Annotated in this window: 14 protein-coding genes; 6 read left to right on the top strand and 8 right to left on the bottom strand. The window is 71.2% G+C overall.

Annotated features, from left to right (window positions below; all coding sequences use genetic code 11):
- Window positions 1–232: 232 nt before the first annotated feature.
- Window positions 233–1156, bottom strand: coding sequence for a methylenetetrahydrofolate reductase [NAD(P)H] (gene metF, locus ACZ3II_RS20230; protein WP_465519199.1), 924 nt, complete (start codon window positions 1154–1156; stop codon window positions 233–235).
- Window positions 1157–1223: 67 nt separating this feature from the next.
- Here metF and ACZ3II_RS20235 point away from each other — a divergent pair, with 67 nt between their 5' ends.
- On the top strand, window positions 1224–2294 hold the full coding sequence (locus ACZ3II_RS20235; protein ID WP_465519200.1) for a polyprenyl synthetase family protein: 1071 nt from the start codon (window positions 1224–1226) through the stop codon (window positions 2292–2294).
- A 54-nt stretch (window positions 2295–2348) separates the two neighbouring features.
- Here ACZ3II_RS20235 and ACZ3II_RS20240 read toward each other — a convergent pair whose 3' ends face one another.
- The gene (locus ACZ3II_RS20240; protein ID WP_465519201.1) at window positions 2349–2699 is read right to left on the bottom strand and encodes an Rv2175c family DNA-binding protein; all 351 of its coding nucleotides are present in this window, start codon (window positions 2697–2699) and stop codon (window positions 2349–2351) included.
- Between the two features lie 36 nt (window positions 2700–2735).
- Between ACZ3II_RS20240 and ACZ3II_RS20245 the strand changes: the two genes are divergently transcribed.
- The 3 genes from ACZ3II_RS20245 to ACZ3II_RS20255 all read left to right on the top strand — a co-directional run bounded on the left by ACZ3II_RS20245 (window position 2736) and on the right by ACZ3II_RS20255 (window position 6380).
- Entirely contained in the window at window positions 2736–3437 is a 702-nt protein-coding gene (locus ACZ3II_RS20245) for a hypothetical protein (protein WP_465519202.1), read from the top strand.
- A gap of 79 nt (window positions 3438–3516) precedes the next feature.
- Window positions 3517–5508, top strand: a complete 1992-nt coding sequence (gene pknB, locus ACZ3II_RS20250; protein ID WP_465519203.1) for a Stk1 family PASTA domain-containing Ser/Thr kinase — start codon at window positions 3517–3519, stop codon at window positions 5506–5508.
- Window positions 5496–6380, top strand: a complete 885-nt coding sequence (locus ACZ3II_RS20255; RefSeq protein ID WP_465519204.1) for a deoxyribonuclease IV — start codon at window positions 5496–5498, stop codon at window positions 6378–6380. The genes pknB and ACZ3II_RS20255 overlap by 13 nt, the downstream gene beginning before the upstream one ends.
- Here the strand turns inward: ACZ3II_RS20255 and ACZ3II_RS20260 are convergent.
- The 5 genes from ACZ3II_RS20260 to ACZ3II_RS20280 form a co-directional block, all read right to left on the bottom strand.
- Window positions 6354–7598 carry an IPT/TIG domain-containing protein gene (locus tag ACZ3II_RS20260; RefSeq protein ID WP_465519205.1) on the bottom strand — a complete coding sequence of 415 codons (1245 nt, stop codon included), beginning with the start codon at window positions 7596–7598 and terminating at the stop codon, window positions 6354–6356. The two genes, ACZ3II_RS20255 and ACZ3II_RS20260, sit on opposite strands and share 27 nt — an antisense overlap.
- Before the next feature lie 9 nt (window positions 7599–7607).
- Window positions 7608–9104, bottom strand: a complete 1497-nt coding sequence (locus ACZ3II_RS20265; RefSeq protein WP_465519206.1) for an IPT/TIG domain-containing protein — start codon at window positions 9102–9104, stop codon at window positions 7608–7610.
- A 45-nt stretch (window positions 9105–9149) separates the two neighbouring features.
- Entirely contained in the window at window positions 9150–10169 is a 1020-nt protein-coding gene (locus tag ACZ3II_RS20270) for a threonine aldolase family protein (RefSeq protein WP_465519207.1), read from the bottom strand.
- On the bottom strand, window positions 10162–11568 hold the full coding sequence (locus ACZ3II_RS20275) for a class II 3-deoxy-7-phosphoheptulonate synthase (protein ID WP_465519208.1): 1407 nt from the start codon (window positions 11566–11568) through the stop codon (window positions 10162–10164). The genes ACZ3II_RS20270 and ACZ3II_RS20275 overlap by 8 nt, the downstream gene beginning before the upstream one ends.
- Window positions 11569–11633: 65 nt before the next feature.
- A complete protein-coding gene (locus ACZ3II_RS20280; RefSeq protein ID WP_465519209.1) occupies window positions 11634–13106 on the bottom strand; it encodes a glycosyl hydrolase family 18 protein in 1473 nt (490 codons plus the stop codon).
- 172 nt (window positions 13107–13278) lie between these two features.
- Here ACZ3II_RS20280 and ACZ3II_RS20285 point away from each other — a divergent pair, with 172 nt between their 5' ends.
- Window positions 13279–13749 carry a glutathione peroxidase gene (locus ACZ3II_RS20285; RefSeq protein ID WP_465519210.1) on the top strand — a complete coding sequence of 157 codons (471 nt, stop codon included), beginning with the start codon at window positions 13279–13281 and terminating at the stop codon, window positions 13747–13749.
- Window positions 13749–14426, top strand: coding sequence for a DUF429 domain-containing protein (locus tag ACZ3II_RS20290; RefSeq protein ID WP_465519211.1), 678 nt, complete (start codon window positions 13749–13751; stop codon window positions 14424–14426). Before ACZ3II_RS20285 ends, ACZ3II_RS20290 begins: the two co-directional genes overlap by 1 nt.
- 995 nt (window positions 14427–15421) lie before the next feature.
- Here ACZ3II_RS20290 and proC read toward each other — a convergent pair.
- The gene (proC, locus tag ACZ3II_RS20295; protein WP_465519212.1) at window positions 15422–16234 is read right to left on the bottom strand and encodes a pyrroline-5-carboxylate reductase; all 813 of its coding nucleotides are present in this window, start codon (window positions 16232–16234) and stop codon (window positions 15422–15424) included.
- Window positions 16235–16237: the final 3 nt, after the last annotated feature.

A 16237-nucleotide genomic window follows, 5' to 3' on the forward strand; every position in this document is an offset into this window, starting at 1 on the left:
TGGGAGGGGGTGCCCAGTCCGGCGTCAACGGGAGCGCCGGAGGAAATGTCAGAGCTGGAAGAAGCAGCAGGGGTGGAAGGAGAGGCGGGGACAGAAGGCGAGACAGAGCTGGAGGGCGGGACGGGGTAGGAGGGCGAGATGGAGGAGGCCGGCGGCGGCTCGGACGGCGTGGAGCCGGCCGCCGAGCCGCCGTAGGCCTGCGGGCCGGTGGGGATGGTTGGCATGGCTCAGGTCAGGCGGTGGTGGCGATCTCGGAAGGGGCCAGCAGCTGCCACACCTCACGGGTCGCCGTGGAACGGTTCAGGGTGATGAAGTGGATGCCGGGGGCGCCCTCGGCGAGGAGCCGGGCGCACATCTCCGCGCACAGTTCGACGCCCAGGGCGCGGACTGCCTGCTCGTCGTCGGCGATGCGTTCGAAGCGGCGCAGCAGGGCCGGCGGGAACGGCGCGCCGGACAGCACGGCCGAACGTTCGATGGTGGCCATCCGGGTGACCGGCATCAGGCCGGGCAGGATCGCCGTGTCGCAGCCGGCGGCGGCGACCCGGTCGCGCAGGCGCAGGTAGTCGTCGGCGTCGAAGAACATCTGGGTGATCGCGAAGTCGGCGCCGGCCCGGCATTTGCGGACGAAGTCGCGGGTGTCGCTCTCCACGTCCGGGGAGCGGGGATGCTTGTACGGGAACGCGGCCACCCCGACGCTGAAGTTCCCCGACTCGCGGATCAGCCGCACCAGGTCCTCGGCGTATAGCACGCCCTCGGGGTGCGGGATCCACTCGCCGGCGGGGTCGCCGGGCGGGTCGCCACGGACGGCCAGGATGTTGCCGATGCCGGCGCCGGCCAGCCGGCCGATGACGTTGCGCAGCTCGGCGATCGAGTGGTTGACCGCGGTGAGGTGCGCCATCGGCAGCAGGGTGGTCTCGGTGGCGACCCGTTCGGTGACGGCGACGGTGGTGTCCCGGGTGGTGCCACCGGCGCCGTAGGTGATCGACACGAAGCTGGGCCGCAACGACTCCAGCTCACGGATGGCCTGCCAGAGGAACTGCTCACCGGCCGGGGTCTTGGGTGGGAAGAACTCGAACGAGAACGTCGGCGCCGTGCCACGGACCAGGTCGCCGATGGACGGGGCGCCGGGCAGCCGGGTGGGAAAACCGAGGGACATAGCCGAACTCTACCGGCCCGGCACGGCCGTGATCGGATGTGAACAGCCACGCGATACCGTCAGCCGGGTGACGACTTCTCCGCTCGATCGGGCCGGGCTGCGGCCGCGTGTCGACAAGGCGCTCTCCGGTTTCCTCGCCACCCAGCGGGCCCGCCTGCTGGAGATCGACCCGGCGCTGGCCGAGGTCGCCGACACGGTGTCGGCGTTCGTGCTGGGCGGCGGGAAGCGGCTGCGGCCCGCCTTCGCGTACTGGGGGTTCCGGGCCGCCGGCGGCGTGGACTCCGACGAAGTGGTGGCGGCGGTCTCGGCACTGGAGCTGGTGCAGGCGAGCGCGCTGATCCACGACGATCTGATGGACCGGTCGGACACCCGGCGCGGGGAGCCGTCGGTGCACCGGCGGTTCGAGGTGCTGCACGTCGAGGCGGGCTGGCGGGGCGGGGCGGCCGGGTTCGGCGACGCGGCGGCGGTGCTGCTCGGCGACCTGGCGATGGTGTGGTCGGACGATCTGCTGCACTCGTCCGGGATGGGGCTGGCGGAGCTGGCCCGGGCACGGCCGGTGTTCGATCAGATGCGGACCGAGGTGACGGTCGGGCAGTACCTGGACGTGCTGACCCAGGCGACCGGGGAGATGTCCCTGGAGCGGGCCGGGAAGGTGGCCCGGTTCAAGTCGGCGAAATACACGGTCGAGCGGCCCTTGCTGCTGGGCGCGGCGCTTGCGGGCGCCGGTCCGGAGATCTTCGCGGCGTACGCGGCCTTCGGGCTGCCGCTGGGTGAGGCGTTCCAGATGCGCGACGACGTCCTCGGCGTGTTCGGGGATCCGGCGCAGACCGGCAAACCGGCCGGCGACGACCTGCGCGAGGGCAAGCGGACCTATCTGGTCGCGGCCGCGTTCGGGGGGCTGGACGAGGCGGGGCGGGCCGAGCTGGACCGGGCGCTGGGCGACCCGGGGCTGGACGACGCCGGGGTGGAACGGCTGCGGGCGATGATCCGGGAGTCGGGCGCGCTGGCCGCCACCGAGGCGCGGATCGACGCGCTGAGCGGGGAGGCCCTGACGGCGCTGGAGGCGGCCCCGATCGACGGCGAGGGACGCACGGCGCTGCTGGCCCTGGCGGAGGCCGCGATCAGACGAACGGTCTGAGACAAGACGGGGTGGGGCATTTCGGCTGCTCCACCCCGTACCACATCAAGGGTTTCAGAAACCGAGAGCCTGCGCGCGCCGTTTGGCCTCCCGTGCGCGGTCGCCGCCGAGGGCGATCGCCGCGTTGCCGTCCAGGGTCTCGTCCGGTTCGTAGAGCCACCCGAGGGCTTCTTCGTCGTTGTACCCGGCGTCATGGAGCAGGGTCAGAACCCCGGGCAGGTGCTTGAGCACAGTGGCGTTCGCCACCAGCTCGGCGGGCACCACCCGGATGCCGTCCCTGCGGACCGCGAGCAGTGAGCCCTCGCGGATCAGCTGGTGCACCTTGCTGATCGTCACACCGAGCTTTTCGGACACATCCGGCAGAGTGACCCACTCTGTCGGGCCGGGGGTTACGGGATCGGTCACCAGTACAGCGTGCCAGACCGGATCGGAGAACGTTTGATGAGCCTGTGGCGCAACGTCCGCGGCGAGATGGCCGGCGCATGGCGGTCGATCTGTTACGACCTGGGCCGGCGCGGTGTGTCCCGGGAGGGGAGGGAGCCGGATGTCACGTCGACCGGGATGGAGACGTTCCCCGGATCGCTCGTCGACCTGCCGGTGCCACCGGTGGCGGCAGACGCCCGCCCCCCACGGCGATTTGTCGCGGTTACGGCCTTCTGCGCGCTTTCCCTCTGTGGAGCGGCCGGGTCGTACCTCGTCGCGACCACGGCGTTCGCCGACCGGATGAGCGACCGGGTCGCCGCGGTGGCGCCGCCCGCTGCCGCCGCCCCCGCGCCGCCCGCCTTCGAGGAGGCCATGGGCGGAGTGCCGGCGAGCACCCGCAAACCCCGCGCCGCCCCGCCGGCCCGGCCGGCGACCGCGGCGCCGGTCACCCCGGCCCCGCGGAAGACCATCCCGCCGGCGGCCCCGCCCACGCGCACGCCGCCCCGGAGCACCGTGGTCCCGGAGACCACGGCATCCCCGGAATGTCACTGCGAGACACCGCCGGTGCCGACCCCGACCGCGCCGTCACCCACACCTTCCGTGTCGGATTCCGGCTCCCCGTCCCCCTCCGTCAGCAGCGACCCGACCCTCTCCCCCACCCCGGACAGCAGCTCCTCGGGGGTACGCAGTGACCGTCGTCACCGCTGGCGCCGTCACTGAGAGCGTTTGGATACCCGTTTGGACTCAGCTGTGACATCCTGGGTCACCCTCACGGGAAAGACACATACACTTCACGCCGATGGACACCACAGTCGCCGATACGTTGATCGGCACAACGATTGACGGGCGCTACCGGATCACCGGTCGCGTCGCCCGTGGTGGCATGGCGACCGTCTACCGGGCCACCGACGAGCGGCTTGAGCGCACCGTCGCGCTGAAGATAATCCACCCGTCACAGGCCACCAACGTCCACTTCGTCGACCGTTTCACCGACGAGGCCAAGACGATCGCCCGGCTGACCCACCCGAACGTGGTGGCCGTCTACGACCAGGGCCGGCATCAGGGACTCCCCTATCTGGTGATGGAGTTCGTGCAGGGCCGCACACTGCGTGACCTGCTGAGCCAGCGCACCCGGCTGAACCCGGTCGAGGCGCTGGCGATCCTGGAGCAGATGCTCGCCGCGATCGCCGCCGCGCACCGCGCCGGCCTGGTGCACCGCGACGTCAAGCCGGAGAACGTGCTCGTCGCCGAGGCGCCCAGCGGCGGCTCCGCGGACCTGGTCGACGCGGTGGTCAAGGTGGCCGACTTCGGTCTGGCCCGGGCCATCGAGGCCAGCACCGTCGACGACTCCGGCCAGCTCATGGCCACCGTGGCGTACGTGGCCCCCGAACTTGTGCAGACCGGCCAGGCCGACGCCCGCACCGACGTCTACTCGGCCGGCATCGTGCTCTACGAGATGCTCACCGGCAAGGTGCCGTACGACGCCGCCGAACCCATCGAGGTCGCCTGGCAGCACGTCGACAACGACGTCCCGCCGCCCTCGCGGACCGTCCCGGGCCTGCCCACGCTGCTCGACCGGCTGGTCGCCCGGGCCACCCGGCGCGACCCGGCCGCCCGGCCCACCGACGCCGGCGGCCTGCTGACCGAGGTGCAGGCGGCCCGTGAGGGTCTCGGCGTCGCGCAGGCCGAGACCGCGATGATGCGCCCGGTCCCCGGCATGCCGCGCCCGGCCGACGCGACGGCGATCGTGCCCGCCGTCCCGGCCGCGGACGCCACCGCCCTGGTGCCGCAGATCCCGGCCGGCACCTATCAGGCCTCGCACCGCCCGGCCTGGGCCCGGCTGCCGGAGCAGGGCGGCCGCACCACGCCGCACCGCCGCTCCGCCGCGCCGGCCGGCGGGCTGCCCGGGTTCTTCGCCGACCGGCGGCGGGTCGTGCTGACCTCGCTGATCGCCCTGATGGCCGTCGTCGTGCTCGGCAGCACGTGGTGGGTGACCTCCGGGCGGTACACCGAGGCACCGACCCTGCTCACGATGAGCGAGGAGCAGGCCGCCGCGCTCGCCAACAAGGAGGGCTTCACCGTCCTGGTCGGCGACGGGATCTACGACGCCAAGGTGCCCGCCGGCTCGGTGGTGAAGCAGACCCCGGGCGCCGGCGAGGAGATCGTCAAGGGCGACGCCATCACGGTCAACCTGTCGCTCGGCCCGGAGATGCACCCGGTCCCCGACCTGGAGGGTCAGGAGCTGGATTTCGCGAAAGCCGCGCTGACCGACCTCAAGCTGAAGGTCAAGCAGGGCCCGGGCGTCTACAGCGACGTGGCCCCGGAGGGTGTGGTCGTCTCGACCAACCCGAAAGCGGGCACCAAGCTCAAGCCGGGTGAGACGGTCACCCTGGTGCTGAGCAAGGGCAAGCCGCCGATCGACATACCGGACGTGGTCGGCAAGAACATCAACGAGGCCCGGCAGCTGCTCAACGAGAAGGGCCTGAAGGCCGTCGAGGAGTCGGTGGAGAGCGACAGGCCACGCGACGAGGTCATCAGCCAGACACCCAAGGCGGGCACCGGCGCGGAGAAGAACACCGAGGTCAAGCTGCAGATCAGCCTCGGCCCGCCGCTGCTGACGCTGCCCGACTTCAACAACCAGCCGTGCCCGCAGGCGCAGCAGACGTTGCAGGGCATGGGGCTGCAGGTGCAGATCAGCATCGACCCGAACGCCACCGTCCGCGGGCAAAACCCGCCGCCGGGCACCCAGGTCGAACCGCAGAGCGTGGTGCAGCTGACGTGCTTCCTGTAAGTCATCGGATCGGCTCGCACACGAAGACGTCGGGAGGGCTCGCCAAGGCCGCCCTCCCGTACGCCGACGCCGCGGGTTCGGAAACCCTCCAGGTGTACGTGTCCAACTCCCGGGGCTGGGCGCTGCCGGCCGGCGACCCGAAGCAGGACACCCTGTTCCGCGACGGCATCGGCGAGCGCGGGCTGCCCGCCTACATCCACGCGTCGCTGCTGGTGAACCTGGGCTCCCCGACCGAGCTCACGGTGGAGAAGTCGCTCGCGACGCTGGTCCACGCGCTGGAGCGGGGCCGGGCGATCGGCGCGACCGCTGTCGTCTACCACGCCGGCAGCTCGGTCGACGAGGCGCACGACGGCAAGGCCCTGCATCAGGTCCGGGAGGCGCTGCTGCCGCTGCTCGACCGGGCCGCCGCCGAGGGCCTGCCGAAACTGCTGGTGGAGCCGAGCGCGGGCGGCGGGCGCAGTCTGGCCTCGAAGGTGCAGGACCTGGAGGCCTACCTCGCGGCGGTGGAGAACCACCCGTGGATGGGCGTCTGCTTCGACACCTGTCACGCCTGGGCGGCCGGGCACGACCTGGCCACCCCGGGCGGCATGACCGAGACGCTGGACGCGCTGGTCGCGGCGGTGGGCCCGGGCCGGCTGCAGCTGATCCACGCCAACGACTCGAAGGACGAGTGCGGGTCGACGCGGGACCGGCACGAGACGATCGGCAAGGGCCGGATCGGCGCGGCCCCGTTCACGGAGCTGTTCGCCCATCCGGCCACCGCCGGCGTCCCGGTCATCGTGGAGACGCCGACGGTCGAGCACGAAGGCCATGCCGCCGACATCGCCCTGCTGAAGGGCCTCCGCTCAGTTCGCGGTGTAACTGAACAGTGAGGCCGAGGTGAAACGGCTCTCCTTGCCGGTGCTGGACACGAAGGCGACCTCGACCGGGCCGGGCTGACCGGCCGCCGGCACCGTGCACCGGTAGGTCGTCGCCGCCCCCACGCCCTGCTTGGAGCAGGTGGCGGGGTTCTCACCGAAGGTGAAGTCGGTCGCTCCGGTGATGTCGCCGCCGGCCACCTTCACGACGACCTGGACGCCGCCGCCGACAGCGCCGGACTTCACGGACAGGCCGGTGATCACCGGCGCGACCGAGACCGCGGCGGGCGTGCCGGCGAACCCGTCCCGGTCCACGGCGAGCGACACCGTGTCGGTGGTGGCGGCCGGAACGGTGACCTTGAGGTGGGTGGCGTCCACGTACGTGGCCTTGAGCGGCTTCGCGCCCATCTTGACCGAGACGCGGGAGGCGCCGAACTCCTTGGCGTTCTCGCCCAGGGTGCCGCCGGTGACGGTCAGGACGAGCGGCCCGCCGTTGGCGCGGACCGCGGTCTCGTCCGCGACATCGAGGCCGAGGGTCGCCCGGTAGGTGACGGTGGCCTTGGTGCCGGCGGCGTTCTCGCCGCTCTCCGTGATCACGGTCACCTTGGCCGTGCCGTCGGCGCCGGCCGGAGCGACTGCGGTGATCTTGGTGGCGGACACGACGGCGAACGATGTGGCGGGGGTCCCGCCGAACATGACCGCCGACGGGTCGTCCTTGTTCACGTCGAGGAAGCCGGCGCCGGTGATGGTGACCGTGACGCCGCCGGCCACCGCGATCTTGGCGGGTACGACGCTGCTGACCACCGGCAGGTACGCCACCTTCGCCGACGACTCGGGACCCGCGACGCCGTTGCTGAACAGCTGCATCGTCGCGAGGGCCGCCTTCGTGCTGGCCGGCGCGGTCACCTTGAGGTGGGTGGCGTCCGTCCAGGTGACCCGGGCGCTGACGCCGCCGATCTTCGCGGTCACCTTCGCGGCCGAGAACTCCTTCGCTGTGGCGCCGACGCCACCGCCGGTCACGGTCACCGGGATGACGGTGCCGCCGGCCATCGTGGCCTCGACGCCGTCCTCGAAGTCCGCGCCCAGGCTGGCGGCCTCGCTCAGCACGCTCACCGTGCCGGGTGTGCCCGGCGCCGCGAACGCTCCGGCCGGTGCGGAGAGGCCGGCCGCCGCGATGACGACGGTGGCAGCCGCGATTCCGGCGGCCCTGCGGGTCTTCCTCGAATGCGCCATGGCTGTCCCTCAGTCGATGTCGGTGTAGGCGAACGCGGCGGTGGCGGTGAACCGGCTGGGGGTGTCGTCACCTGAGGTGAAACGCACCCACACCGGGCCGGCCTCGGCGGCCGGCGGAACGACGCAGTGGAAGATCAAGGTCGTCCCGGAGCCCTTCGGCTCGCAGGTGGCGGGATTCGAGCCGAACATGAAGTCGTACGCGTCGGCGATCTGGGCGCCGGCCACCTTGATCTGGACCGTCTTGCCGCCGGCGACCGTGTCCGCGGACGCCGAGAGGCGGGTCACCACCGGGCCGACGGGCAGCGTGGCCGGCTCGCCGGCGACCTTCTCGTTCGTCACCGTGAGAGCGGCAGTGGCGGTGGTCAGGGCCGGGACGGTGACTTTGAGATGCGCGGAGTCGTGGTACGCGGCGACGAGCTTGCGGTCCCCCATCCGTACCGTGATGTTCGAGGCGGCGAACTCCTTGGCGTTCTCCCCCAGCACGCCGCCGGTGACGGCGAGGATGTGCTGGCCGCCGTCGGCCCGCAGGAACTGGTCGCCGGAGGTGTCGATCGCCAGTGGCCCGCGGTACACGACCCGGGGCGCGCCCTCCTCAGGGCTGGTCCCGCCCGGGGTGGTCACCCGGACCGCCGCATACCCGCTGGACGCGGCCGGGACCGCGGCCTCGATCAGGGTGCCGGACTTGACCTCGAAGGACATCGCGGGGACGCCGCCGATGGTCACCGCGTCCGCGTCGTCGGCGTCCACGCTGAGGAAACCCGCACCATTGATCTTGACGGTCGAGCCGCCGCCGATGCCGACCGAGAACGGGTTGACCGAGGTGACGACCGGGAAGTACTCGACCTTGGCGACCGACGACGGCCCGGCGTAACCGTCGTGGACCAGCTGCAGACTGGACGCGACCGCCTTCGTGGTCGCCGGGACGATCACCTTGACGTGCTCGGAGTCGACCCAGGCGACCTTCGCGGCCACACCGCCGACCAGAGCGGTGATCCGCAGCGCGCTGAACTCCCGGGCCGTGGCGCCGACCGTGCCGCCGGTGACCGTGACAACGACGGCCTGACCACCACCGGCCCCGGCCGGGAGGTTCTCGAAGTCGGCCCCCAGCTCCATCCGGTACCCGAATTTCGTGGCGGCGGTCACGGTCTTGCTGGCGGTGGCCACCTTGATCGCGACGGTGCCGGTGCCGGCCGGGGCCACCGCGATCATCTTGGTGTCCGAGAGGATCACGAACCTCAGCGCGGGCACTCCCCCGAACGTGACGGCGCTGTTGTCACCGGTGTCGACGGTCTTGAAGCCGGCGCCGGTCAGGACGACCGGAGTGCCCCCTTCGAGGACGCCCACCGCGGGTGAGATGCCCGAGATGGCAGGGGCCGCTGAGGTCGCGGCCAGGACGGTCCGTCCGATGGCCGCCGCCGGCTGCGCGACGGAGATCGCGACGGTGCCGACGACGGCCACAGCGGTGGCAGTGAGTGCGGTGGCCCTGCGGGCTCGAGATGTGTTCACCATAGCGATGGCACATATCGGCTCCCGGCGGTCCGACCAAAGGATTTAGGCGAGCAAGTCGCTCAATACCTCGATGGCCTGGTCCATCGCCTCGTCGTCGAGGTCCAGGTGAGTGACCAGGCGCGCGGTGCGCGGCAGCATCGCGGAGATCAGCACGCCGTGTTCGGCGGCACGGGCGGTCAGGGTGGGCGCGTCCAGGTCGTGTTTCGACAGATCCAGCGGTACGAGGTTCGTCCGTACCTTCTCCGGATCGACCACCCCGAACCCGGCCAGCGCCTCGGCGATGATCCGGGCCCGCTCGTGGTCCTCGGTGAGCCGCCGGACGTGGTGGTCGAGCGCGTACCGCCCGGCCGCGGCCAGGATCCCGGCCTGCCGCATGCCGCCGCCCATCCGTTTGCGGATCAGCCGGGCCCGGGTGATCCGCTCCCGGCTGCCGACGATCAGCGAGCCGACCGGCGCGCCGAGACCCTTGGAGAGGCAGACCGACAGGGTGTCGAAGAGCGCGCCGTACTCGGCGAGGGTCACCCCGTCGGCGACGTGGGCGTGCCAGATCCGGGCGCCGTCGCAGTGCAGCGCCACCCCCTGCGCCTGGGCGACGCCCCGCAGGTGCTGGAGGGTGGCGAGCGGGACGACCCCGCCGCCGCCCAGGTTGTGGGTCTGCTCGACGGCGATCGCCGCGGTCGGCACCGAGGGGTAGCCGGCCGGCCGGATCATCCCGGCGATCCGTTCGGCGTCCAGGTCGGCGCCGTCGGAGCCCCAGGTGCGGGTCTGGATGCCGCCGTAGAGGGCGCCGGCGCCCAGCTCGTACGTCACCACGTGGGCGTCGGCGCCGGCCAGCAGCTCGCCGCCGGCCGGGACGACCAGTTGCATGGCGATCTGGTTGGCCATCGTCCCGGACGGCGCGAACAGCGCCGCCTCGTGCCCGAACAGGCCGGCGACGTACGCCTCGAGCTCGTTGACGGTCGGGTCGTCGCCGAACACGTCGTCGCCGACCGCCGCTTTCGCCATCGCCTCCCGCATCCCGGCGGTCGGCCGGGTCACGGTGTCCGACCGCAGGTCAGCCACGGAGCATCTCGGCGACCAGGAACGCCAGCTCCAGGCTCTGCTGGGTGTTGAGCCGCGGGTCGCAGGCGGTCTCGTAGCGGTCCGGCAGGTCGAGGTCCTCGATGCCCTGGGCGCCGCCGAGGCACTCGGTGACGTCCTCACCGGTCAGCTCGACGTGGATGCCGCCCGGGTGGGTGCCGAGGCCGCGGTGCACCTCGAAGTAGCCCAGCACCTCGTCGACGACCCGGTCGAAATGGCGGGTCTTGTAGCCGTTGCTGGACTCGTGGGTGTTGCCGTGCATCGGGTCGCACTGCCAGACGACCTTGGCGCCGGAGGCGTTGACCTTCTCCACGATCGGCGGGAGCACGTCCCGGACCTTGCCGTTGCCCATCCGGCTGATCAGGGTCAGGCGTCCCGGCTCGTTGGCGGGGTTCAGCTTCTCGCACAGCTCGATCGCGGTCTCCGGCGACGTGCCCGGCCCGATCTTGACGCCGATCGGGTTGGCGATCCGGCTGATGAAGTCGATGTGCGCGTGGTCGAGCTGGCGGGTCCGCTCGCCGATCCACAGGAAGTGACCGCTCAACCCGTACGCCCGGCCGTCGGAGACCCGGGTCAGGGCCCGGTCGTACTCCAGGGCGAGGGCCTCGTGCGAGCAGTACAGGCTGACCGTGCGCAGGGCCTCGCTGTCGGTCATGCCGCAGGCGCGGATGAAGTCGAGGGCGCGGTCGATCTCGCGGGCGATCGCCTCGTAGCGCTCGCCGGCCGGGGAGGCGCGGACGAAGTCCTTGTTCCAGTCGTGCAGGCCGTGCAGGTCGGCGAGACCACCGGAGAGGTACGCCCGGAGCATGTTCATGGCGGCCGCGGAGTTCGCGTACGCCCGGATCATCCGCTGCGGGTCGGCGACCCGGGCCGCCTCGTTCGCGTCCAGCGAGTTGATCAGATCGCCCCGGTACGCCGGGAGGCCCAGCGCGTCGGTCGGCGACGAGCGGGGCTTGGTGTACTGCCCGGCGACCCGCGCCACCTTGACCACCGGCATCGACGCGCCGTACGTCAGCACGACCGCCATCTGCAGCAGGGTCCGCGCGTTGGCCAGCAGGTGGCTCTCGGTGTTGTCGGCGAACGTCTCGGCGCAGTCGCCGCCCTGGAGCAGGAACGCCCGGCCCTCGCAGACCTCGGCGAGCCGGTGCCGCAACTGGTCGACCTCGTAGGGCGCGACGATCGACGGCACGTTGTCGAGGACCTTGCAGACCTCGGCGACCTCGGCCATGTCCGGCCAGGGCGGCATCTGGACGCGCGGCAGGCTCCGCCAGTGGTCCAGGCCGAGAGCCTCGTCCTCGGCGGAGTCGGTGGACGGGCGGGACGTCTGCAGAGCAGGGTTACCCACCCCGGGGTGACTGAGCTGATGCCACTCACGGCGCATATCGGAAAGCCTACGAAAGAGGGGCACCGACCCTGCGGCCGGTGCCCCTCTTCTCATGGAACGGATTACAGGTTGCTCTTGATGGCGCTGATCAGCTCGCCGTTGGTGGTGTCACCGGAGAGCTCCCAGAAGAACGCGCCGCCGAGACCCTGGTTCTTCGCGTAGGTCATCTTGCCGGCGATCGTCGACGGGGTGTCGTAGCTCCACCAGTTGTTGCCGCACAGCGCGTACGCGGTGCCGGCGATCGTGCTGGTGGCCGGGCACTTGGTCTTGAGGACCTTGTAGTCCTCGATGCCCGCCTCGTAGGTGCCGGGCGCCGCGCCGGTCGCCGAACCGCCCGGGGCGGCCTGGGTGACACCGGTCCAGCCACGGCCGTAGAAGCCGATGCCCAGCAGGATCTTGCTGGCCGGAACGCCCTTGCTCTTCAGCTTCTGCACGGCGGCGTCGGAGTTGAAGCCCGCCTGCGGGATGCCGGAGTACGAGGTCAGCGGCGAGTGCGGGGCGGTCGGGCCGGCCGCGTTGAAGGCGCCGAAGTAGTCGTACGTCATCGGGAAGACCTTGTCGAGCTTCGCGATGCCGGCCGCGTAGTCGGTGACGTCGAGCTTGCCGCCGTTGCTGCCGTCGGCGGAGATCGCCGAGGTGATCAGGTTGTTCGCGCCGAACTTGTTGCGCAGCGCGGTCAGCACGTTGGCGTACGCCTGCGGGCCGCTGGTGTCACAGGTGAGGCCGCAGGCGTTCGGGTACTCCCAGTCGACGTCGATGCCGTCGAACACGTCCGCCCAGCGCGGGTCCTCGACCAGGTTGTAGCAGCTGTCCGCGAACGCGGCCGGGTTCTTGGCGGCGTCGGAGAAGCCACCGGACCAGGTCCAGCCACCGACCGAGTAGATCACCTTGAGGTGCGGGTACTTCTTCTTGAGCTTGCGGAGCTGGTTGAACGAGCCACGCAGCGGCTGGTCCCAGGTGTCCGCGACGCCGTCGACGCTCTCCGCGGCGGTGTACGCCTTCTCGTAGTCGGCGTACGAGTCACCGATCGTGCACTTGCCGCCGGTGCTGTTGGCGAACGCGTACAGGATGTGGGTCAGCTTCGACGCCGACCCGGAGGTGTCGATGTTCTTCACGTGGTAGCCGCGCCCGTAGACGCCCCACTCCGCGAAGTAGCCGACGACCCACTTGCTGCCGGTGGGCGGGTTCGTGGTCGGCGGGGTGGTCGGCGGCGTCGTCGGCGGGGTGGTCGGCGGCGTCGTGGGAGGAGTGGTCGGCGGGGTGGTCGGCGGCGTGGTGCCACCGCCACAGACTCCGCCGTCGACCCACACGGCCCACTGGGAGCTGTTGGTGGCCGGCGACTCGCCCTGCGTCCACCACTTGGCGGTGTAGTTGTGGCCGTTCTGCGAGGCGACGTTGTCCTTCACATAAACGGCGGTGGAGCTCCATGCGGGGGCGCAGGCGGCGGCAGCCGAGGCGGACACGGCCGGGACCGCGACACTGGCCGCGATCATGACCGTGCCGGCGAACAACGCCCGGCGGGTGGTTTTAGACACGGGGACGTCTCCTCAAACAGTTAGGAAACTTTCCAAAGAGAGGGATGAAGAGACCGTAGTCACATCGATTAACAACAGTCAAGCCAGGTGAACAGCTTTAAGGTTTCTTTAACAGCGTCGTGCGCGTCACGACGGGGTGCGATCGACCAGACACGGCCGGTAGTCTTCGGTCATGACCATCTTCGACGTCAGCATTGGCGCCCTCACCGGTGGCGCGACCGAATTGGACCGTTACCGCGGATCGGTCGTGCTGGTGGTCAATGTGGCCTCTCGCTGCGGCCTGACCCCGCAGTACGCCGGCCTGCAGACGCTCTACGAGACCTACCGCGACCGCGGCCTGGTCCTGGTGGGCGTGCCGTGCGACCAGTTCGGCGGCCAGGAGCCGGGCACCGCGGCGGAGATCGACGAGTTCTGCCGTGTCAACTACGGGGTCACCTTCCCCGTGACCGAGAAGGTCGAGGTCAACGGACCGGGCCGGCACCCGCTCTACCGCGAGCTGATCGGCGCCGGCGGCGACATCGAATGGAACTTCGAGAAGTTCGTCGTCGCCCCCGACGGCACGGTCGCCGCCCGCTTCGCCCCCGGCACCGCCCCCGACGACGCCGAGCTGATCGCGACGATCGAGAAGCTGCTGCCGCACTGATGAGCATCCACGTCATCGGGGTTGACGCGTACCCGCTCGGCTGGGTCGGCGTCGAACTGCGCGACGGCGCCTTCGGCCGCGCCATCCTCGCCGCCACCCTCTACGAGATCGTCGCCGGCAGCTCCGGCGCCGCCGTGATCGGCGTGGACATCCCCCTCGGCATGCTCCCCGATCGCTGGCGCGCCGCCGACACCCTCGCCGCCGACCAGCTCGGCCCCCGCCGCGGCAGCGTCTTCCGGGTGCCGCCCCGCCCCGTCTGGCAGGAACCCGACTTCGCCTCCGCCAACCGGCTCTGCCGCGAACTCACCGGCGCCGGACTGTCCCGGCAGTCCTGGGCGCTGCGGCCCAAACTCCTCGAAGCCAACGCCATCTGGGAACGGCATCCCAAACTCCTGTTCGAGGCCCACCCGGAACTGTCCTTCCGCACCATGGCCGGCGAGCCGCTCCCCCACGCCAAGAAGACCTGGAGCGGCCAGACCCGCCGCCGCGAACTGCTGGCCCGCCACGGCATCGTGCTGCCGGACAAACTCGGCCCGGCCGGCCAGGCCCCACCCGACGACATCCTGGACGCGGCAGCGGTCGCCTGGACCGCCCACCGCGTCGCGACCGGTACCGCCCTCTCCCACCCGAGCCCGCCCGAGGAGGAGAACGGCAGCCGCATCGCCATCTGGTATTGACCATTTCGGGGTACGGGGTGAGCCGTCATGTCTCCCCACACGGTCACGCCGGGTTGCCCGCCGGGGGTGGCAGTCGCGCACGGCAGCGGCTACTCGCCGGCCTTCCTGCGCCTCACGGACGCGCCATTGGCTGCTAGCCACGCACGGCAGCAACCACTCACCACCCGCCCGCGCCTCACCGACCGCCTCGGGCTGCTGGCCACGCACGGCAGCGGTCACCTCAGGCCGTCCGGCGGCAACCAGCCGGGACATCGGTTGCGGCCGATCAGGACCACCACGCCGGGTGCATCAATGCCGAAGCGCGCCCCTACGCAGATCTTGTGGTGCTGACACCGGAGCCGAGCGAACAAGATCGGCATCGTCCTCATATTCGTGCCGTCGACACCGGAAATCCGGTGCTTCGCGACCAAGATCGCGAGCCTCACCGATCTGGAGCAGTCAGCACCGGGGCAAAGCGCGCAAGATCGCCCGCACCCGGGAGCACAACCGCAGCCGAACGCCACCTCACCTGGCCAGCCCCACCCCAACCCACAACCACCCCGTCTGGCCAGCCCCACCCCAACCCACAACCACCCGAACCGGCTGTCGCCACCGCGACCCAACGCCATCCGCGCCGACGGTGAGGGCGAGTTGGACCAGCGCAGCCGCTGGGGCCAGAGCAGTCGCTGGTGCAGGCGCCGTCGCTGGCACTGGCATGCCCGCAGGCGCAGTCGCTGGCGCGGGCGCAGCCCCTGGCACTGCTATGCCCGTAGTCGCAGGCGTACGCGCAGCCGCAGTCGCGGGCTTACGCGCAGCCGCAGTCGCGGTCGCAGGCGTGCGCGCAGCCGCAGTCGCGGTCGCAGGCGTGCGCGCAGCCGCAACCCCCCCGGGGTGACCGCAACCCGAGCCACACCCCGGCGGCCATGCAACGGCCTCAACCGTCGCCTGCCTCCCGCCGGATCGCCACGGGACGGTTGTGGTTGCTCTTGTGAGAGGTGTGGCCCGTACCCCGAAGGTTATTTCGCCTGGGCGGCGATCTCGCGAGCCCGGTCGCGGGCCGCCTCCAGCGCGCCGAACATGGCCGCCCGGACCCCGTGTTTCTCCAGCTCGTGGATGGCGGCGATGGTGGTGCCGGCCGGGGATGTGACCGCTTCGCGAAGTTTGACCGGGTGGTCGCCGGAGTCGCGGAGCATCGTCGAGGAACCGATCGCGGTCTGCACGATCAACTCGTGCGCGGTCTGCCGGGGCAGGCCGAGCAGGACGCCCGCGTCGATCATGGCTTCGACCAGGAGGTAGAAGTAGGCGGGGCCGGAACCGGACAGTGCCGTGACGGCGTCCTGCTGCGATTCGGGGACGCGGATCGTCGCGCCGAGTGGCTGGAACATCTGCTCGGCGATCGCCAGGTGTTCCTCGCCGGCGTGCGGGCCGGCGGAGATCGCGCTCATCGCCTGGTCGACGAGGGCGGGCGTGTTCGTCATGACCCGGATCACCGGGGCGCCGTCGGGCAGCCTCGCGGCGAAGAAGGCGGTGGGCAGGCCTGCGCAGAGCGAAACGACCAGCGTGCCGGCGGGGACGAGCGGGCCGATCTCGTCGAGGAGAGTGGCGGCGTCCTGCGGTTTGACCGCGACGGCGAGGATGTCGGCCTGTGTGACGGCGGTGGCGTTGTCGGTGATGGTGACGCCGTACCGGTCGGCCAGTTCCGCGCCGCGGGCCGCGCGGCGGGTGGTGACCAGCAGCCGGTCGGCGGGCCAGCCGGAGCGCAGCAGGCCGGAGAGGACGAGTTCACCGATCTTGCCGGCCCCGAGGACCGCCACGGTGTGCTTGGGCAACGC

The organism is Actinoplanes sp. NPDC019969, assembly GCF_055562375.1.